The sequence below is a fragment of the Rhodococcus rhodochrous genome (assembly GCF_014854695.1).
Lineage (GTDB): Bacteria > Actinomycetota > Actinomycetes > Mycobacteriales > Mycobacteriaceae > Rhodococcus.
The window spans coordinates 2,205,450-2,223,880 of the sequence record NZ_CP027557.1; the positions used below are offsets into that span (position 1 = coordinate 2,205,450).

Consider the following 18,431-nt stretch of genomic DNA (forward strand, 5'->3'; position numbering starts at 1 on the left):
ATACCGACATCGGATAGGTAACGCTAACCTCATTCCGTTCTTGTGGTCTGTCACGACAGAAACGGATGGTGGAAATGAGATCGACGGTGCGGCGGGAGAAGCGGCAGCGGGGCGTGGCGTCGTCGTCCCGGTGGGTCGCCGCGGGACTCATCGGTGCCCTCGCCTTCACGGCCGGATGCTCGAGCCGCGACACCCAGGAGGCCGACGCATCGACCACGGGTGACGCCGTCACGATCGTCGACCAGCGAGGCGAGACGATCACCCTCGACGGTCCGGCCGAGAAGGTGGCCTTCACCGTCATGCCCGCCCCCTCGATCTTCGCGGCGGTCGACCGGAGCTACGACCGGATCGTCGGTATCAACCAGTCGACGCTCGTCGCGAACCAGGGCGGGATGTTCGCCACCATGTTCCCGGGCTCGGCCGAGTCGACCACCGTGGCCGGAAGCGACTTCGTACCCAACGTCGAGACGCTGCTCGAACTCGACCCCGACGTCGTCGTGCAGTGGGGCGACCGCGGCCCGGACGTGGTCGAGCCCATCGAGTCCGCCGGCTTCCCCGTGGTCGGACTCGAATACGGCACGCAGGAGGACCTGGAAACGTGGATCACTCTGTTCGCGCAGATCGCAGGCAAGCCCGAGCGCGGTGAGGAACTCGTCGCCTGGCAGCGCGCCGAGATCGAGGAGATGCGCGAGAAGGTCGCCGGACAGGACGCCCCGCGGCCGCGCGCGATGATCCTCTCCCGCAACGGCGACGCCTACAGCACCACGAGCGCCACCGGATACGACGGCTTCCAGTTCGACCTCGTCGGAGCGGACCTCGTCACCGAAGGGTTCGTCTCGGATTCCGGACAGGTGAGCCCCGAGCAGATCCTCGCGTGGGATCCCGAGGTCATCATGCTGAGCGGCTTCGACCAGAGCACCCCGGCCGACATCTACGCCGACCCGCGTCTGGCGAGCGTGAGCGCCGTGCAGAACCGCCGCGTCTACAAGACCCCGCTCGGCGGTTACCGCTGGCAGGTGCCGAGTGCCGAGTCTCCGCTGATGTGGGACTGGATGTTCCGCATCCTGTACCCGCAGGAGCAGAGCGGTGAGTTCCGCGACGACATCCGCGCCGCCTTCGACGACCTGTTCGCCTACGAGATCTCCGAGGACGAGATCGACCAGGTGCTGCGCTTCGACCTGAACCGGGATGCCGCGAGCTATGACCAGTTCGCCCGTTGACGCGACGGCCCGCTCGACCTCCCCGGCGTCGGTCTCGACGCCGCGGCAGGCGAGGTGGGGCCGTAACCCCCTGATCATCGCGGGTTTCACCGCACTGGTCGTGGTGGTCGCTCTCGTCGCGCTGGCAGTGGGACGCTACTTCGTCCCGCCGAACGAGATCGTCCGCCTGCTCGCCGGCCAGATCCTTCCCCTCCGCGAGACGTGGACGCAGCAGGAGAGCACGGTCGTCCTCGACGTCCGCCTGCCTCGCGTGCTGCTGTCCATCCTGATCGGCGCCGGACTGGCGCTCACCGGCGCCGTGATGCAGGGGGTCTTCCGCAATCCCCTCGCGAGCGCACAGATCCTGGGAGTGTCCTCCGGTGCCTCCTTCGGAGGCGTGCTGGTGCTGCTCGTCGGACTCGGCGGAATCGCCCTCGTCGGAGGCGCTTTCGTCGGCGGGGTGATCGCCCTGCTGCTGGTCCTCACGATCGCGCGGGCCGTCCCGGGGGCACCACTGCTCATGATCATCCTCGGCGGGACCGTCGTGGGCGCGATGTTCCAGGCGATGGTCTCGTTCATCACCTATATCGCCGATCCCTACAGTGAACTGCCGTCGATCGTCTTCTGGCTCATGGGATCTCTTGCCACTGCCAGTTACGGGAAACTCGCGATCGCCGCGGTGCCGATCCTCCTGCCCGCCCTCGTGGTACTCGCGCTGCGCTGGCGTTTGAACATCCTGTCGATGGGGGACGAGGACGCCGTTGCGCTCGGCCTGCGCCCGCAACGCCTGCGGCTGCTGCTGCTCGGCTGCGTCGCGATGATCACCGCCGCTGCGGTGGCGGTCTCGGGTGTCATCGGATGGGTGGGCCTGGTCGTGCCGCACCTGGTACGCATGATGATCGGCACCGACAACCGGATGGTGCTGCCCGTCAGCGCGCTGCTCGGCGCCGCCTATCTCACCGCCATCGACACCCTGTCGCGCGTGCTCAGTACGGCCGAGATCCCCATCGGCATCCTCACCGCGATCATCGGTGCGCCATTCTTCGTCGCCCTGCTGATCCGCAACCGAACCCGACTGTGGGGTAGCGATGCTTGACGCGAAATCCATCTCGTTCCGGTACTCGGCCAAGGGGCCGTGGATCTTCGAGGACGTCACGGTCACCGCGAGTGCCGGTGAGGTTCTCGCTGTGCTCGGGCCGAACGCGCGCGGCAAGACGACGATGCTCAAGTGTCTGTCCGGCCTGCTCACACCGGTCACCGGGACCGTCACGTCCTCGGGCACCATCGGATACGTGCCGCAGAGTCATGCGGTGGCGTTCTCGTTCACCGTGCTCGACATCGTGCTCATGGGACGCGCCCGCAAGGTGCGCATCTACAGCAGCCCCACGAATGCCGACCGTGACGCCGCTCTGGACGCACTCGGTCGCGTCGGCATCCTGCATCTGGCCACTCGCGATTACGGCGGTCTGAGCGGGGGCGAACGGCAGCTCGTCCTCATCGCCCGGGCCCTGGTGTCCGGCTGCGACACGATCGTGCTCGACGAGCCGGCCTCCGCCCTCGACCTGCGGAATCAGGCACGTGTGCTCACGGTTCTGCGCGGCCTGGCTGACGACGGGATGGCCGTGGTCATGACGACCCATCATCCCGATCACGCCCTGCACATCGCCGAGCGTTCGATGCTCATGGTCTCTGCTGACGACCAGCGGGTCGGTGCCACCCGGGAGCTGCTCGGCGACGAGTTGCTCAGTGAGATGTACGGCGTGCCGATCGTCACCGCCGACGTCGCGACACCGAGTGCACTCCGGCGGTTGACGGTTCCGGATTTCGGACGGGGGATCGCATGAGCGTCCTGAAAGCGGTGATGGCGCCGCGCGACGGTGCGCTGGTCGACGGCTTCCGTGAGATCGACGTCTACGACCTGCCGTCCGTGTGCGGGCCCGCGGTCACCGGTATCTACTTCACCGGCGACGTCGATCAGGAGTATCTGTTCGACAACCGCGATGTGCTCGACGCGTTCGTCGCGCGAGGCGGCAGAGTTCTGATCAACGGTCACGTCCAGCGGATCTTCCTCACCGGCCTCACACGGTGGCGCAAGCTCGAATTCCGCAACCCCTCGGATCTCGCCCTGCGCCGGGTGAACGAGCATCCGGTCTGGGCCGGGATCGATCCGAAGGCCTTGCTGTACAACAGCGGTCGCCGGGAGCCGGTGCCCTTCGAGGAACTCGAACGTATCGGCGTGGCCGGTTTCTACGGCCGGGGATGCTATCTCGACATGCCCGACGGCGCACAGGTGGTGCACACCCTCGGACGTACCCGCGCGCCGATCGACTACGAGTACCGGCTCGGACAAGGACGGGTGCTCGTGCACGGTGGCAACGACCTGCTGCAGTTCGCCGGCGAGCACAGGGGCACCGCGCATCTTCGTACGCAGATCCTCGACTGGCTGGAGGGCCGATGAGCCGAGCGACCCGAACGAATCCGGCGCCGGCGGTCGCCTTCCTGCACGGCGGCAGCCACAGTCACCTGGCGACACTGGCCGACCCCGCCCTCGCGCCCTACCGGATGCGCGCGGTGCACGTCCGTACCGGCGTACCCGAGGACATCGCAGGCTCCGATGTCGTGGTCGTCGCCGACCGGCTGCGGCCGGACCTGCTGTCCGGATGGGCAGCGGAGGTGAAGGAGGCCCTGGAACGAGGCGCAACGGTCGTCGTCTTCGGCGAGAACCACGTCCAGGACTGGCTGGGAGTGCCCGAACAGCCGCGGCCGACCATCTTCTGGTGGTGGCGTACCGGTGAGGACCACCGGGTGCGACTGCAGGCACCGGACCATCCGGCCTGGGGATTCTTCTCCGACCGCTCGGTGATCTGGCACTACCACGGGGTGCTCGAGCCCCCGCCCGGCGCCGTGAGTCTGGCGGATCTGCACACCCCCGACGGGGAACGGGACGGTTCGATCCTGTTCGTCGACGAGACCAACCACCGCGGCCGCCTGCTGGTGACCACGATGGATCCGGTCTACCACCACGGGTCGGGCTTCATGCCCGGTGCCACCCAATTGCTGTACTCGGCCCTGCACTGGGCCACGAGAGGATAGGACGCGCGTGCTCACCGTCTACGAGTCGGGTCACCCGATCGAATTCACCTTCGCCGACCTGATGAAATATCACGGCCCCGAGTTTCCCGGGGGAGTGGCTCACGGTTTCACGGTGATGCGGCACGCCTTCTCGATCCTCGGCGACGTCGAGCGGCGGGAAGTTCGGGTGCGCACCGCTTTCCCCGGTCCCGGCGGACGCGACGCGGTGGAGATGGTGCTGCGTGCCGTCACCGACGGGCGTTATGTCGTCGACCCGGAACTGGCCGCGACCGAACGCGGAGCCACCCTCGCCCGCTACGTCTGGCAGTTCACCTGGCGCGAGCGCAGCGTGACGCTGCAGATCCGCGACGACGGACTCGTCACCGACGAGTTCATCGCGCTCGGCGCCAAGCCCGGCCGCACCGACGCCGAGAACGCGCGGCTCACCGTGTTGAAGCAGGAGATGACCGATCGCCTGCTCGCCCGCGAGGTGGGCGCCGCTTACGAAGTGGTGGAGTGACCCACCCCGGGACACAATGAGGTGCATGGCCGACAACTGGAGTGCGACCGACAACTACCTCACCGACGTGCTGATCGGCGACGACCCTGCGCTGAGCTCGGCGCTGGAGGCGAACGCCGCAGCGGAACTGCCGCCCATCGACGTCTCCGCGCCGCAGGGCAAGTTCCTGCACCTGCTCGCACGGATCCGGGGTGCGCGCCGGGTCCTGGAGATCGGCACCCTCGGCGGGTACTCGACCATCTGGCTCGCCCGGGCCGTGGGGGAGTCCGGCCGGGTGGTCACCCTCGAATACGAGCCGAGGCACGCCGAGGTGGCCCGCGCCAATCTCGACCGCGCCGGCATCGGTGACCGCGTGGACATCCGGGTCGGCCCCGCCCTGGACTCGCTGCCGGGCCTGGTCGACGAGGATCCCTTCGACCTGGTGTTCATCGACGCCGACAAGGAGAACAACAGCAACTACGTGCGCGCGGCGCTCGGGTTGTCGTGACCCGGCACCGTCATCGTCGTCGACAACGTGGTGCGGGCCGGGGCCATCGTCGATCAGGACAGCGGCGACGAACGGGTCCGCGCCTCACGGGACGTGCTCGAACTGCTCGCCCAGGAACCACGGCTCGACGCAACGGCGTTGCAGACCGTCGGATCGAAGGGCTGGGACGGCTTCGCGCTCGCCGTCGTGACCGGCTGACCCGTGCTTCGGCCCGACCGGCTCAGGGTTGACCGGGGAAGGCCACCGACGGCACGACTCCGCGGCTCTGCCGCCACCGCGCCGCCCGCAGGGCCGCCTCGGTGAGTGCACCCACGGCCGTGGCCCGGGTGGCCTCGCTGCGAGCACGCTCCACGACCGATCGCCACGCGACCGCGGTGTCGCTCTCGATCTGCTCGGCGAGCTGCGCGGCGGACGCGGCGTCGATCACCGGGAACGGCACGGTGTAACCGGGTGCCGCGACCGGCGGCTCGACACTCGCGGCGCGCAACGCCTCGACCGTCGCATCACGGCGTGCGCGGTGCGCGGCGGTGTCCTCTGCCACAGCGTCCGCGTGGGTGGGATCTGCGAAGGCCGCGATCACGCCGTATCCGAACACCGCCGCGTGTTCGGCCTCGAGGGCGTCGACGAGGGCCTGCTGTTCGGAACCGAGTTCGGGTGAGCTCACGGCAACATCACCGCCGTCTGCACGGCGCAGGACGCGCTGATCGAGGCGAGAAGACCCGCGCGGTAACCCGAGAGCGTGCGTGCGAGGTCGGCGGCTTCGCGCTGCGACCGGTTCAACCGCTCACGGAGCTCCTCGACGGTCGGCAGCTCACCGGTGGGGATGGTCACCGTGGTCGACGGGGGAGTGAAACTCGTGGTGGCACCCTCCATGCGGGCGATCTCGGCCTCGAGAGCGTCGGCGTGGGAGGTCCGCTCGGCCGCGATCGTGGTGAGCGCCGCGGACAGCTCCGGCGCCCGCGCGACCACCGCGGTGGCCGTCGCGGCGTCGGTGCGGGCGCGGGTCGCCTGGCTCGCCAGCGGATCCGGTTCGGCGGCATCCTCGTCGGAGGCGCCGCACGCGGTGATCGTCGTGATTCCGAACCCACCGACAGCGACCGACGACCATCGCAGGAGGGTTCGTCGGGAGACGGTGGGACGGTCGAGTGGCATCGGCACCGGACCATCCTGCCAGTCCCGTCGTCCGACGAAGGACGCCGCCCTGGTCACGGCAGCACGAAACGCGGGTTAGGCTTGATGTCTGCCGGTACGCATCCGTTCCGGCCCGCTGCCCGCTGCGACCACAACTGAACGAGGAGCCCGCCCGCCATGCCTGTGCCGCCCCCGGAGAGGATCGTCGAGCTCGTCTCCGATCTGCTCGCCAGAGAGGGATACGACCTCGAGGACGTGGTGGTCACGGCCGCCGGAAAGCACAGTACGGTGCGCCTCCTCGTCGACAGCGACGCAGGTCTCGGTCTCGACGAGGCGGCCCGCCTGAGCAGGATCGTCTCCGAGGCCTTCGACGGGGTCTCGGACTTCGGTGAGTCGCCCTACGTCCTCGAGGTCACCAGCCCCGGGATCGGCCGGCCCCTGACCGAGCCCCGCCACTGGCGGCGCGCCCAGGGTCGCAAGGCGAAGGTGGAACTGGCCGACGAGATCCTCGTCGCCCGCATCGGCGAGCTCGTCGGCGACGAGATCAGGCTCGTCCTGCCCGATCGGTCCGGGCCGGTCGTGCGTTCGGTCCCGTTCTCGGCGGTGCGCAGAGCGGTGGTGGAGGTGGAGTTCTCCCCGCCGCCGCCGAGGGAACTCGAGCTGGCGGGCGGGGTTCCGGACGGCCGGGTCGCGGCCGGAGAGCTGGCCGAAGGACCCGACGACGAGACCGGCAGCGACGACCACGACGAGACGAACGAAACGAAGGTGGACAAGTGAATATCGAGATCGCCGCCCTGCGCATGCTCGAGGCGGAGAAGAACATCCCGTTCGACGAGCTGATCGCGACGCTCGAGACGGCCCTGCTCACGGCGTACCGGCACGTCGACGGACACCAGCCGCACGCGCGGGTCGTGGTCGACACGAAGTCCGGCGCCATCCAGGTCCTCGCCGAGGAACGCGACGCCGACGGCAACCTGATCGCCGAGTGGGACGACACTCCCGAGGACTTCGGCCGGATCGCGGCGACCACCGCGCGTCAGGTCATCATGCAGCGCATCCGCGACGCCGAGCACGAGCAGCGCTTCGGCGAGTTCGCGACCCACGAGGGCGAGATCGTCAGCGGTGTCGTGCAGCGCGACTCGCGTGCCAACGCCCGCGGCATGGTCGTCGTGAAGATCGGTGGCGAGACCAACAACGCCGAGGGACTGATCCCGCCGGCAGAGCAGGTGCCGGGGGAGACCTACGAGCACGGCGACCGCATCAAGTGCTACGTCGTGGGCGTCTCCCGCGGACAGCGCGGCCCCCAGATCACCCTCTCGCGGACGCACCCCAACCTCGTGCGCAAGCTGTTCGCCCTCGAGGTCCCCGAGATCGCCGACGAGTCGGTGGAGATCGTCGCCGTCGCCCGCGAGGCCGGGCACCGATCGAAGATCGCCGTGCACTCGACCGTCCCGGGCCTCAACGCGAAGGGTGCGTGCATCGGCCCGATGGGGCAGCGGGTGCGCAACGTCATGCGCGAGCTGGGCGAGGAGAAGATCGACATCATCGACTACGACGAGGACCCCGCCAAGTTCGTGGGCAACGCACTCTCGCCGTCGAAGGTGGTTTCGGTCACGGTCGTCGACCCCGACGCGCGTGCCGCCCGGGTGGTCGTTCCCGACTTCCAGTTGTCCCTCGCGATCGGCAAGGAAGGGCAGAACGCCCGGCTCGCGGCCCGGCTGACCGGCTGGCGGATCGACATCCGCAGCGACGCGGCACCGGCCGGGAACGACGATTCACGCGGCGGCTCGACAGGCGCGTAGGAGTGGGATGCGGGATTCCGGGCAAATCAGCGGTACAGTGGTCGATGGTTCAGCATGACCTGTCCTCGACCGGCGGGGAACGCGCCACTACGGTGCGGACCTGTGTCGGATGTCGGCAGCGAACGCTGGCTGCCGAACTGCTCCGGGTGGTGGCGCGCGAGAAGGAACCGTCAGGTTTCGCCGTGATTCCCGATCCCCGACGCAGGCTTCCCGGGCGAGGTGCTTGGTTGCATCCCACTTCGGAATGTCTGGGCCTGGCGGTTCGGCGTCGAGCATTCGGCAGGGCACTGCGCGTGACCGGACAACCGGACACCACAGCGCTGGATCAGCTGGTCGGGTCCACGGAACAGTGATCACGGACGCATCGAATCGGCTTCGGCCGGGTAGACGGACGTGGGAACGACGACGAGGAACACCAACAGTGACATCGCACTCTGAGAAGAACAGGCACGAACACTCATGAGCACACCGTGAAGCACCAGCGATGAACGTCCATCGGAGATAACCCGAGGTCGTGCGGGCAGTCGGCCGCTCGACCTCATCAGTGAGGAGAGCAGTGGCAGGCAAGGCCCGCGTGCACGAGTTGGCGAAAGAACTCGGTGTCACCAGCAAGGAACTACTCGCACGCCTGAAGGAACAGGGCGAGTTCGTCAAGTCCGCGTCGTCGACCGTCGAACCGCCGGTCGCGCGTCGACTGCGCGAATCGTTCGGTAAGACCGAAGGCGATGCAGCCGCGAAGGCTGCACCCACCCCCGCACCGAAGCCCGGTGCTCCCCGGCCGGGTCCCCGGCCCACCCCTGCGAGCCCGGCCCCCGCGGCCGAGACCGCACGTCCGAAGCCCGGCGCACCGAAGCCGGCCGCTCCCAAGCCCGCTCCGGCACCGGAGAAGCCCGCGGCTCCCGCGCCGCACGCCCCTGCTGCCCAGGCGGCTCCGCAGGCCCCGGCTGCTCAGGCTCCCGGCGCGACGCCGCAGGCCCCCGCGGCCAAGCCCGGCCCCAAGCCGGCCGGTCCGCGTCCGGGTCCGAAGACCCCGCGCGTCGGTAACAACCCGTACTCCTCGGCTCCGGCCGAGCGTCCCGCTCCGCGTCCGGGTGCCCCGCGCCCCGGCCCGGGCGGACCGCGTCCGACTCCCGGCCAGGGCGGCCCCCGCCCCACGCCCGGACAGGGACGTCCCGCAGCAGGCCCCGGTGGCCCGCGTCCCGGACCCGGCCAGGCCGGTCCGCGTCCGGCGCCGGGTCAGGGCGGTCCCCGCCCGGCGCCCGGTCAGGGCGGACCCCGTCCGTCCCCGGGTTCGATGCCCCCGCGTCCCAACCCCGGTGCGATGCCGCAGCGTGCTGCGCGTCCGGCCGCATCCGGTCGTCCGGGTCGTCCGGGCGGAGCTCCCGGTGGACGTCCCGGTGGCGGCGGCGGCGGTTACCGCGGTGGCGGCGCCGGTGGTGGCGCACCCGCAGGTGCAGGCGCTCCCGGTGGTTTCCGCGGTCGCCCCGGTGGCGGCGGCGGTGGACGCGGTCGCGGCGGTGCAGCCGGCGCGTTCGGTCGTCCCGGTGGCGCTCCGCGTCGTGGTCGCAAGTCGAAGCGGCAGAAGCGGCAGGAATACGATTCGATGCAGGCGCCGTCGGTCGGCGGCGTGCGGTTGCCGCGTGGCAACGGCGAGACCATCCGTCTCGCTCGCGGCGCATCGCTGTCCGACTTCGCCGAGAAGATCGACGCGAACCCGTCGGCCCTGGTGCAGGCGCTGTTCAACCTCGGTGAGATGGTCACGGCCACTCAGTCGGTGAACGACGACATCCTCGAGCTGCTCGGCTCGGAGATGAACTACGTCGTGCAGGTCGTCTCGCCCGAGGACGAGGACCGCGAGCTGCTCGAGTCGTTCGACATCCAGTACGGCGAGGACGAGGGCGGCGAGGAAGACCTCCGTCAGCGTCCGCCGGTGGTCACCGTCATGGGTCACGTCGACCACGGCAAGACCCGCCTGCTCGACACGATCCGCAAGGAGAACGTCGGCGAGGGCGAGGCCGGTGGCATCACCCAGCACATCGGTGCCTACCAGGTGATGACGCACCTCAACGGTGAAGATCGCCTGATCACCTTCATCGACACCCCGGGTCACGAGGCGTTCACCGCCATGCGTGCCCGCGGCGCGAAGTCGACGGACATCGCGATCCTCGTGGTCGCAGCCGACGACGGCGTCATGCCGCAGACGGTGGAGGCGATCAACCACGCGCAGGCCGCCGATGTCCCGATCGTGGTCGCGGTGAACAAGATCGACAAGGAGGGTGCGAACCCTCAGAAGATCCGTCAGCAGCTCACCGAGTACGGGCTGGTCGCGGAGGAGTACGGCGGCGACACCATGTTCGTCGACATCTCCGCGAAGCAGAACCTCAACATCGACCAGCTGCTCGAAGCGGTGCTGCTCACCGCCGACGCAGCGCTCGATCTGCGGGCCAACCCGGACATGGAGGCGCAGGGCGTCGCCATCGAGGCGCACCTCGACCGCGGTCGCGGTCCGGTGGCCACGGTGCTCATCCAGCGCGGCACCCTGCGCGTCGGCGACTCGATCGTCGCCGGCGACGCCTACGGCCGCGTGCGTCGCATGGTCGACGAGCACGGCGAGGACGTGCTCGAGGCACTGCCGTCGCGTCCGGTCCAGGTCGTCGGCTTCACGTCGGTGCCCGGCGCCGGCGACAACCTGGTCGTCGTCGAAGAGGACCGCATCGCGCGTCAGATCGCCGACCGGCGTAATGCCCGCAAGCGCAACGCGCTCGCAGCACGCAGCCGCAAGCGCATCAGCCTCGAGGACCTCGATGCCGCTCTCAAGGAGCACAACGAGCTCAACCTCATCCTCAAGGGCGACAACTCGGGTACCGTCGAGGCCCTCGAAGAGGCGCTCATGGGTATCGAGATCGACGACGAGGTGCGTCTGCGTGTCATCGACCGCGGTGTCGGTGGCGTCACCGAGACCAACGTCAACCTCGCTGCCGCGTCGAACGCCGTGATCATCGGCTTCAACGTCCGCGCCGAGGGCAAGGCCACGGAGCTCGCGAACCGCGAGGGCGTCGATATCCGCTACTATTCGGTCATCTACCAGGCGATCGACGAGGTGGAGAAGGCCCTCAAGGGCATGCTCAAGCCGATCTACGAGGAGGTCGAGCTCGGCCGCGCCGAGATCCGCGCGATCTTCAAGTCGTCGAAGGTCGGCAACATCGCGGGTTGCCTCGTGCAGTCCGGCATCGTCAAGCGCAACGCGAAGGCCCGCCTCATCCGCGACAGCAACGTCGTGGCCGAGACGGTCACCATCTCGTCGCTGCGCCGCGAGAAGGACGACGTCACCGAGGTCCGCGAGGGCTTCGAGTGCGGTTTGACGATCACCTACTCCGACATCAAGGTCGGCGACGTGATCGAGGCGTACGAGTTGCGCGAGAAGCCGCGCGACTGATCCACCCGCACCCGTGGCGGTGAACGATTCGTCGTTCGCCGCCACGGGTGTGTCGGGACGCCCGACCCTGCCGGCACGGAGCCGACCGGGCGGCCGACCGGACGGTCCTCGAGGGGAGAAGCGGATGTATCTGGGAGCACTCGAACTCGACCTGCTGCTCGGCGACGTGCATTCGCTCAAACAGAAGAGATCGGCGATCCGTCCGGTGGTCGCAGAACTACGCCGGCTCGGGGTGTCCGCCGCCGAAACCGGGGAACACGATCTGTACCGCCGGGCGCAGGTGGGTGTGGCGGTCGTCGCCCCCGACCTCGCGCACGTCGGAGAGATACTGGACAAGTGTGAGCGGCTGGTCGCCCAGCGGCCCGAACTCGACCTGCTGTCGGTCAGACGCAGGCTGTACGGGCCCGAGGACTGATCCCGGCCGCACGACGGGCCGCCTGCCGGCGGCCACAGAAGGGAACGAACGACATGGCCGATCCAGCACGGGCCCGCCGACTCGCGAAGCGCATCGCCACCATCGTGGCCACCGCCATCGACCTCGAGATCAAGGATCCGCGGCTCGAGTTCGTGACGATCACCGACGCGAAGGTCACCGCGGATCTGCACGACGCCACCGTCTACTACACGGTCCGCGGCGCGGATCTGAACACCGAACCCGATCACGAGGCCGCTGCTGCCGGCCTCGAGAAGGCCAAGGGCGTGCTCCGCTCGAAGGTGGGCGCCGGCACCGGTGTGCGGTTCACCCCGACGCTGACGTTCGTCACCGACACCGTGCCCGACACGGCACGACACATGGAGGAACTCCTCGCGCGTGCTCGCGCGGCCGACGACGAGGTCGCACGCGCCCGTGAGGGTGCCGTTCCGGCCGGCGATGCCGATCCCTACAAGGAACCCCGTGAGCGCGACGCCGGTGACGACGACGAATAACGCACCGGTGCCCGACCAGACTCCTCCGATGGACCCGTCGCACCGCGACGATGCCGCTCTCCCGTCCGGCCCGGCAGGATCCGTCGACCTGCACGGTGCCGCCGCACTGCTCGACGCGGCGGCCACCGTGACGGTGCTGTGCCACATCAACCCCGACGCCGACACCCTCGGCAGCGGGCTCGCCCTAGGGCTCGCGCTCGAGCGACGCGGTGTCGCCGTGCAGGTGGCGTTCGGTTCGCCCGCGGACATGCCGGAATCGATGCGGTCGCTGCCGGGCGCACACCTGGTCACGCCCGTCGCGGAGGTGCGCCGCGAGGCCGATCTCGTGGTGACCGTCGACTGCGGTACCGCGGGCCGTCTCGGTGTCCTGCGCGACCGTCTGAAGACCGCACCGAACGTCCTGGTGATCGACCACCATCTGTCCAACACGCGGTTCGGCACCCACAACCTCGTCGACCCGGAGTCCGAGGCCACCGCGATGGTGCTCGCCGACCTCTTCGACGTGTGGGGTGTCGAGATCGATGCCGCACTCGCGCACTGCCTGTACGCGGGACTGGTGACCGACACCGGATCGTTCCGGTGGGGTCGCCCGCAGGCCCACGGACTCGCCGAGCGACTGCTCGCCACCGGGATCGACGGCACGTCGATCACGCGGGCCCTGCTCGACACCCATCCCTTCGGATGGTTGCCGATGCTGTCGTCGGTGCTGGCGACCGCCACGCTCGAACGCGACGCTGCGCAGGGCAGGGGACTGGTCTACGCCTTCGTCCGGCGCGCCGACTCCGCGCATCTCGGTCCGGAGGAGGTCGAGAGCGTCATCGACATCGTGCGCACCACCGCCGAGGCCGAGGTCGCCGCGGTGTTCAAGGAGGTCGCTCCCGAGGAGTGGACCGTCTCGCTGCGCGCGAAGACCTCGGTGGACGTGTCCGCCGTCGCCACCGCACTCGGCGGCGGAGGACACCGCCTGGCGGCGGGATACACCGCCCACGGCGACACCGATCGGATCGTCGCCGCGTTGCGCGGCGTGCTCGGTTGACTGCGTCCGGCGGGTCGCCCGCCTCCGAGACGCCCGGCGGCTCACGCGCCTCGGATACACCCGGCGACTCACGCGCCTCTGAGACGCCCGGCGGCTCACGCGCCTCTGAGACGCCCGGCGGCTCACGCGCCTCTGAGACGCCCGGCGGCTCACGCGCCTCTGAGACGCCCGGCGGCTCACGCGCCTCTGAGACGTCCGGCGGCTCACGCGCCTCGGACGTCACCGGACGGCGGATCCTCGGGCTCGCCCTTCCCGCCCTCGGGGTGCTCGCGGCGGAACCGCTCTACCTGCTGTTCGACATCGCTGTCGTCGGCCGGCTCGGGGCGCTGCCCCTGGCCGGTCTCGCGATCGGGGGGTTGATCCTCGCGCAGGTGAGCACCCAGCTCACCTTCCTGTCGTACGGCACCACCGCGCGCGCGGCGCGTTTCCACGGCGCGGACCGGCACGACGACGCCGTCGGCGAGGGCGTGCAGGCGACCTGGCTCGCGATGATCGTCGGACTGGCGATCCTGCTCGTCGGCCAGGCACTGGCCGGTCCCGTCGCGCGGCTGCTCGCCGGCGATGCCGAGATCGCCGACGCCGCCGTCTCGTGGCTGCGGGTCGCGCTGTTCGGGGCACCCTTGATCCTCGTCGGCCTGGCCGGGAACGGCTGGATGCGCGGCGTCCAGGACACGATCCGGCCGCTGCGATTCGTCATTGTCGGTCTCGCCCTGTCGGCAGTGCTGTGCCCGGTTCTGGTCCACGGTCTGCTGGGTGCTCCCCGGTGGGAGCTGGTCGGTTCCGCCGTCGCCAATGTGATCGGGCAGTCCGTGACGGCCGTCCTGTTCGTGGTGGCGCTGCTGCGGTCCGGGGTTCCGCTTCGGCCTCGACCCGCCGTGATCGGGGCGCAGTTGCGGCTCGGACGCGATCTGATCGCCCGCAGCCTCGCGTTCCAGGCCTGTTTCCTGTCCGCGGCGGCGGTGGCGTCGCGCTTCGGTGCGGCCGCGGTGGCCGGTCATCAGGTCGTGCTGCAACTGTGGAACTTCGTGACCCTCACCCTGGACTCGCTGGCGATCGCCGCGCAGGCCCTCGTCGGCGCAGCGCTCGGTGCGGCCGATCGGCGGGGCGCGACGCGTCTGGCGTGGCGGTTGTCGGCCTGGTCGGCGGTCTTCGCCGTCGTCCTCGCGGTGGTCTTCGTGGTGGGGAAGGACGTGATCCCGGGTCTGTTCACCACCGACACCGAGGTGCTCGATCAGATCGGGGTGGCGTGGTGGTTCTTCGTCGCGATCATGCCGCTCGCAGGAATCGTGTTCGCACTCGACGGTGTTCTCCTCGGTGCCGGGGACGCGGCGTTCCTGCGGACCGCGACGCTGGCCTCGGCGTTGTTCGGCTTCCTGCCGTTGATCTGGTTGTCGCTCGCGTACGACTGGGGTCTGGCGGGTATCTGGACGGGGCTTACGGTGTTCATCGTGTTCCGGATGATCGCCGTCGTATGGCGCACGCTCTCGGGACGATGGGCGGTGACGGGGGCGGACCGGCAGGTGCGTGTCCAGGACGAGTCGGGAGGTTAGTGCGTGGCAGCGAAGCTGTGGGCGATCAGCGACATCCATGTGGGCCATCGGGGCAACCGGCCGGTCACCGAGGGTCTGTATCCCGAGTCGCCCGACGACTGGTTGATCGTCGCGGGCGACGTGTCGGAGAAGACCGACGACATCCGGTGGGCGCTGTCGCTGCTCCGCAGCCGGTTCGCGAAGGTGATCTGGGTGCCCGGCAACCACGAACTGTGGACCACCGCCAAGGATCCGGTGCAGATGTTCGGGGTCGCGCGCTACGACTACCTCGTGACGATGTGCCGCGAACTCGACGTGCTCACCCCCGAGGATCCGTATCCGATCTGGGAGGGCGAGGACGGGCCCGTGGTGCTCGTGCCGATGTTCCTGCTCTACGACTACTCGTTCCTGCCGGAGGGCACCACGACGAAGGCGGACGGTCTCGCTCTCGCGCGCGAACGCAACGTCGTCGCGACCGATGAGTTCCTGCTGAAGCCGGATCCGTACATCACGCGCGACACCTGGTGCCGGGTACGTGTGGAGCAGACCCGAGCCCGTCTCGACGCGCTCGATCCCGCGCTGCCCACCGTGCTGATCAACCACTTCCCGCTGGTGCGCGAACCCACGCGGATGCTGTTCTACCCCGAGTTCGCGCTGTGGTGCGGCACCACCGAGACGGCCGACTGGCACCTGCGCTACCGGGCGCTGTGCAGCGTCTACGGCCACCTGCACATCCCGCGGACCACCTACTACGACGGGGTGCGCTTCGAGGAGGTCTCGGTCGGCTACCCGCGCGAATGGCAGCGACGCGGCATGCCGGAGCAGCCCCTGCGGCAGATCCTCCCCGTCCCGGAGTATCCGCCGGGCAGCCTGAACAAGTGGGGCGGTCACTTCACCGTGACCCCCGAGATGGAAGCCGAGGCCGAGAAGATGCGGGCTCAACGAGAGAAGGAGTTGCGGTGACCGAACCGGACACCGGGCAGAAGACGGACACGCGCGGCGCGCTGATCGGGCGCATCGTGCCGGACGGCGTCGCTGCAGCCGAGTTGTTCGAGGACCCACCGGGACTGCGGCCGCATCCCCAGGAGGAGCCGCTCGTGGCGCGGGCCGTGGAGAAGCGGCGCCGCGAGTTCGCCGGTGCCCGTCACTGCGCCCGCCAGGCCATGCGCACCCTCGGCGTCGACCCCGCGCCGGTACTGCGCGGAGAGAAGGGCGATCCCGTCTGGCCGCGCGGCGTCGTCGGCAGCCTCACCCACTGTGACGGTTATCGCGGTGCGGTGCTGGGTTATTCGTTGCAGATCCGTTCGCTCGGCATCGACGCCGAGCCGCACGACGTGCTCCCCGACGGGGTGCTGCCCGCGGTGAGCCTCGAACCCGAACGCGAGTGGCTCGCCTCGGTCGGCGACGACCTGCACTGGGACCGTCTGCTGTTCTGCGCCAAGGAGGCCACCTACAAGGCGTGGTTCCCGCTGACGAAGAGGTGGCTGGGCTTCGAGGACGCCCATATCACCTTCGAGCGCGACACCACCTCGGACGCGGTCACCGGCACCTTCCATTCGCGACTGCTCGTCCCCGGTGACACCCTCGACGGGCAGCCCTTGACGGGCTTCGACGGACGGTGGCTCGTCGCCGACGGTCTCGTCCTCACCGCGATCACGGTGCGCTGATGAACGACATCGCACCCCCGCAGGAACATCCGGCACTCGCCCGCGCGGGCCTGCTCGTCGTCGACAAGCCCGCCGGCATGACGAGCCACGACGTGGTGGCGCGCTGCCGCCGACTGCTCGGCACCCGCAAGGTCGGGCACGCGGGCACCCTCGACCCCATGGCGACGGGTGTGCTCGTCCTCGGCGTCGAGCGCGCCACGAAGCTGCTCGGGCTGCTCGCACTGACGACCAAGTCGTACACCGCGACGATCCGTCTCGGGCAGAGCACCGTCACGGACGACGCGGAGGGCGAGACCGTCGCGACCATCGATGCGACGCACGTGACCGACGAGCAGATCGGCGAGGGCGTGGCCGCGTTGACAGGAAACATCCAGCAGGTGCCCGCCAGCGTCAGCGCCATCAAGATCGACGGCAAGCGCGCCTATGCCCGCATGCGCGAGGGGGAGGCGGTCGAGTTGAAGGCCCGGCCGGTCACCGTCTCGCGGTTCGACGTCCTCGCCCGCCGCGATGTGCCCGAGAGCGGCTTCGTGGATGTCGACGTCGACGTGGACTGCTCGTCCGGCACCTACATCCGGGCGCTCGCACGCGATCTCGGCGCGGCGCTCGGAGTGGGCGGTCATCTCACGGCGCTGCGTCGCACGAAGGTCGGCCCGTTCGGCCTCGAGCACGCCCGCACGCTCGAACAGCTCGTCGACGACCCGACGCCGAGCCTCGACATCGACGCGGCCGTGCGCACGGCCTTCGAGTGCCGCACCATCAGCGACGAGGAGGCGGGGCTGCTCGCGAACGGCCGCTGGCTCGAGCCCGTCGGGATCCACGGGGTCTACGGCGCCGTGGATGCACAGGGTCGGGCCGCGGCGCTGCTGCAGGAGAAGGGCAAGCGGGCCGCGGCGGTGTTCGTGGTGCGGCCCTCCAACATGTGAGCCGGCTCAGACGAGCCAGATCGCTTCCGCCGCCGGGTGACCGAGATCGATCGTGCGGCCCTCGGTCGGGCCCAGCCGAACCGAGATGGTTCCGGCGAAGTCGCGACGTTCGAGCACGGTGATGTCGGTGTCGAGGGCGATCCCCACCTCGTCGAAGTAGCGCAGCATCGCGGGGTCGGAGTCGGAGATGCGGGCCACGCGGCCGTGGTCGCCGTCGTTGAACTCGCTCAGGGCGCGGGCCGGAGGTGACGGGATCGTGCCGTCGGGCGCGGGGATCGGGTCGCCGTGCGGATCGCGTTCGGGATGACCGAGTTTGGTGTCGATCGCCGCGACCATCCGTTCGGAGACGGCGTGCTCGAGGATCTCGGCCTCGTCGTGCACCTCGTCCCACCCGTAGCCGAGCTCGCGGACCAGGAAGGTCTCGATGAGGCGGTGGCGCCGGACCATCGCCACCGCGGCCTGCCGGCCCTCGTCGGTGAGGGAGATCGCGCCGTAGCGCTCGTGGTCGACGAGTCCCTGGTCCGCGAGACGGCGCACCGCTTCGGACACGGTGGACGCCGACACGCCCAGCTTCTCGGCGAGCAGCTTGGTGGAGATCTTCTCCCCGGACCACTCCTGGACCGTCCACATGATCTTGAGATAGTCCTGTGCGACCGAGGACAGCATCTCGGTCGCGGTGGTCTCGTTACTCTCAGGCACGCG

At 69.6% G+C, this 18,431-nt stretch carries 20 protein-coding genes and 1 pseudogene; 18 read left to right on the forward strand and 3 right to left on the reverse strand.

Translation table 11 applies throughout. The features are described 5' to 3' along the window. Positions 1-74: 74 nt before the first annotated feature. From C6Y44_RS10365 to C6Y44_RS10395, 7 genes and pseudogenes are all read left to right on the forward strand, one after another. Positions 75-1,220 carry an ABC transporter substrate-binding protein gene (locus C6Y44_RS10365; RefSeq protein WP_159418571.1) on the forward strand — a complete coding sequence of 382 codons (1,146 nt, stop codon included), beginning with the start codon at positions 75-77 and terminating at the stop codon, positions 1,218-1,220. Further along, on the forward strand, positions 1,201-2,295 hold the full coding sequence (locus tag C6Y44_RS10370) for a FecCD family ABC transporter permease (protein ID WP_159418570.1): 1,095 nt from the start codon (positions 1,201-1,203) through the stop codon (positions 2,293-2,295). Before C6Y44_RS10365 ends, C6Y44_RS10370 begins: the two co-directional genes overlap by 20 nt. Next, entirely contained in the window at positions 2,288-3,043 is a 756-nt protein-coding gene (locus C6Y44_RS10375) for an ABC transporter ATP-binding protein (RefSeq protein WP_159418569.1), read from the forward strand. The genes C6Y44_RS10370 and C6Y44_RS10375 overlap by 8 nt, the downstream gene beginning before the upstream one ends. Beyond that, positions 3,040-3,657 (forward strand): hypothetical protein, encoded by a 618-nt coding sequence (locus tag C6Y44_RS10380; RefSeq protein WP_159418568.1) that lies wholly within the window; start codon positions 3,040-3,042, stop codon positions 3,655-3,657. The genes C6Y44_RS10375 and C6Y44_RS10380 overlap by 4 nt, the downstream gene beginning before the upstream one ends. Then, complete coding sequence (locus tag C6Y44_RS10385; protein ID WP_159418567.1) at positions 3,654-4,292, forward strand: hypothetical protein; 639 nt, start codon at positions 3,654-3,656, stop codon at positions 4,290-4,292. The genes C6Y44_RS10380 and C6Y44_RS10385 overlap by 4 nt, the downstream gene beginning before the upstream one ends. Before the next feature lie 7 nt (positions 4,293-4,299). Next, complete coding sequence (locus C6Y44_RS10390) at positions 4,300-4,791, forward strand: hypothetical protein (RefSeq protein WP_059381208.1); 492 nt, start codon at positions 4,300-4,302, stop codon at positions 4,789-4,791. 25 nt (positions 4,792-4,816) lie between these two features. Continuing rightward, positions 4,817-5,476 (forward strand): annotated as a pseudogene (locus C6Y44_RS10395) (O-methyltransferase). Positions 5,477-5,498: 22 nt separating this feature from the next. On the opposite strand, the gene C6Y44_RS10400 reads toward C6Y44_RS10395, so the two are convergent. Beyond that, complete coding sequence (locus tag C6Y44_RS10400) at positions 5,499-5,942, reverse strand: ferritin-like domain-containing protein (RefSeq protein WP_159418565.1); 444 nt, start codon at positions 5,940-5,942, stop codon at positions 5,499-5,501. Next, positions 5,939-6,430: a hypothetical protein gene (locus C6Y44_RS10405; protein ID WP_174247155.1), complete on the reverse strand. Its 492-nt coding sequence runs from the start codon at positions 6,428-6,430 to the stop codon at positions 5,939-5,941. Before C6Y44_RS10405 ends, C6Y44_RS10400 begins: the two co-directional genes overlap by 4 nt. A gap of 156 nt (positions 6,431-6,586) precedes the next feature. Here C6Y44_RS10405 and rimP point away from each other — a divergent pair, with 156 nt between their 5' ends. From rimP to truB, 11 genes are all read left to right on the forward strand, one after another. Next, complete coding sequence (gene rimP / locus C6Y44_RS10410) at positions 6,587-7,186, forward strand: ribosome maturation factor RimP (RefSeq protein ID WP_174247051.1); 600 nt, start codon at positions 6,587-6,589, stop codon at positions 7,184-7,186. Next, positions 7,183-8,211: a transcription termination factor NusA gene (gene nusA / locus C6Y44_RS10415; RefSeq protein WP_159418563.1), complete on the forward strand. Its 1,029-nt coding sequence runs from the start codon at positions 7,183-7,185 to the stop codon at positions 8,209-8,211. The genes rimP and nusA overlap by 4 nt, the downstream gene beginning before the upstream one ends. A gap of 44 nt (positions 8,212-8,255) precedes the next feature. Beyond that, the gene (locus C6Y44_RS10420; protein ID WP_081314385.1) at positions 8,256-8,564 is read left to right on the forward strand and encodes a YlxR family protein; all 309 of its coding nucleotides are present in this window, start codon (positions 8,256-8,258) and stop codon (positions 8,562-8,564) included. Positions 8,565-8,767: 203 nt separating this feature from the next. Further along, the gene (gene infB, locus C6Y44_RS10425; protein ID WP_159418562.1) at positions 8,768-11,647 is read left to right on the forward strand and encodes a translation initiation factor IF-2; all 2,880 of its coding nucleotides are present in this window, start codon (positions 8,768-8,770) and stop codon (positions 11,645-11,647) included. 124 nt (positions 11,648-11,771) lie between these two features. After that, on the forward strand, positions 11,772-12,062 hold the full coding sequence (locus C6Y44_RS10430) for a DUF503 domain-containing protein (RefSeq protein ID WP_006551275.1): 291 nt from the start codon (positions 11,772-11,774) through the stop codon (positions 12,060-12,062). 53 nt (positions 12,063-12,115) lie between these two features. After that, positions 12,116-12,574: a 30S ribosome-binding factor RbfA gene (gene rbfA / locus C6Y44_RS10435; RefSeq protein ID WP_016693580.1), complete on the forward strand. Its 459-nt coding sequence runs from the start codon at positions 12,116-12,118 to the stop codon at positions 12,572-12,574. A 28-nt stretch (positions 12,575-12,602) separates the two neighbouring features. Next, the gene (locus C6Y44_RS10440) at positions 12,603-13,610 is read left to right on the forward strand and encodes a DHH family phosphoesterase (protein ID WP_120282290.1); all 1,008 of its coding nucleotides are present in this window, start codon (positions 12,603-12,605) and stop codon (positions 13,608-13,610) included. A gap of 263 nt (positions 13,611-13,873) precedes the next feature. Continuing rightward, positions 13,874-15,160, forward strand: a complete 1,287-nt coding sequence (locus C6Y44_RS10445; protein ID WP_404817791.1) for an MATE family efflux transporter — start codon at positions 13,874-13,876, stop codon at positions 15,158-15,160. A gap of 3 nt (positions 15,161-15,163) precedes the next feature. Beyond that, positions 15,164-16,102 (forward strand): metallophosphoesterase family protein, encoded by a 939-nt coding sequence (locus C6Y44_RS10450; RefSeq protein ID WP_159418561.1) that lies wholly within the window; start codon positions 15,164-15,166, stop codon positions 16,100-16,102. A 41-nt stretch (positions 16,103-16,143) separates the two neighbouring features. After that, entirely contained in the window at positions 16,144-16,806 is a 663-nt protein-coding gene (npt, locus tag C6Y44_RS10455) for a 4'-phosphopantetheinyl transferase Npt (RefSeq protein ID WP_174247154.1), read from the forward strand. Next, positions 16,806-17,729: a tRNA pseudouridine(55) synthase TruB gene (gene truB, locus C6Y44_RS10460; RefSeq protein WP_159418559.1), complete on the forward strand. Its 924-nt coding sequence runs from the start codon at positions 16,806-16,808 to the stop codon at positions 17,727-17,729. The genes npt and truB overlap by 1 nt, the downstream gene beginning before the upstream one ends. 6 nt (positions 17,730-17,735) lie before the next feature. Here the strand turns inward: truB and C6Y44_RS10465 are convergent, their stop codons facing one another. Then, a complete protein-coding gene (locus C6Y44_RS10465; protein ID WP_120282293.1) occupies positions 17,736-18,428 on the reverse strand; it encodes a metal-dependent transcriptional regulator in 693 nt (230 codons plus the stop codon). Positions 18,429-18,431: the final 3 nt, after the last annotated feature.

Coding starts and splice junctions, on each gene's coding strand:
- C6Y44_RS10380 (WP_159418568.1), top strand. CDS start 3,040: ATGAGCGTCCTGAAAGCGGTGATGGCGCCGCGCGACGGTGCGCTGGTC.
- rimP (WP_174247051.1), top strand. CDS start 6,587: ATGCCTGTGCCGCCCCCGGAGAGGATCGTCGAGCTCGTCTCCGATCTG.
- rbfA (WP_016693580.1), top strand. CDS start 12,116: ATGGCCGATCCAGCACGGGCCCGCCGACTCGCGAAGCGCATCGCCACC.
- C6Y44_RS10370 (WP_159418570.1), top strand. CDS start 1,201: ATGACCAGTTCGCCCGTTGACGCGACGGCCCGCTCGACCTCCCCGGCG.
- truB (WP_159418559.1), top strand. CDS start 16,806: ATGAACGACATCGCACCCCCGCAGGAACATCCGGCACTCGCCCGCGCG.
- C6Y44_RS10420 (WP_081314385.1), top strand. CDS start 8,256: ATGGTTCAGCATGACCTGTCCTCGACCGGCGGGGAACGCGCCACTACG.
- C6Y44_RS10430 (WP_006551275.1), top strand. CDS start 11,772: ATGTATCTGGGAGCACTCGAACTCGACCTGCTGCTCGGCGACGTGCAT.
- C6Y44_RS10385 (WP_159418567.1), top strand. CDS start 3,654: ATGAGCCGAGCGACCCGAACGAATCCGGCGCCGGCGGTCGCCTTCCTG.
- C6Y44_RS10405 (WP_174247155.1), bottom strand. CDS start 6,430: ATGCCACTCGACCGTCCCACCGTCTCCCGACGAACCCTCCTGCGATGG.
- C6Y44_RS10375 (WP_159418569.1), top strand. CDS start 2,288: ATGCTTGACGCGAAATCCATCTCGTTCCGGTACTCGGCCAAGGGGCCG.
- C6Y44_RS10365 (WP_159418571.1), top strand. CDS start 75: ATGAGATCGACGGTGCGGCGGGAGAAGCGGCAGCGGGGCGTGGCGTCG.
- C6Y44_RS10440 (WP_120282290.1), top strand. CDS start 12,603: ATGGACCCGTCGCACCGCGACGATGCCGCTCTCCCGTCCGGCCCGGCA.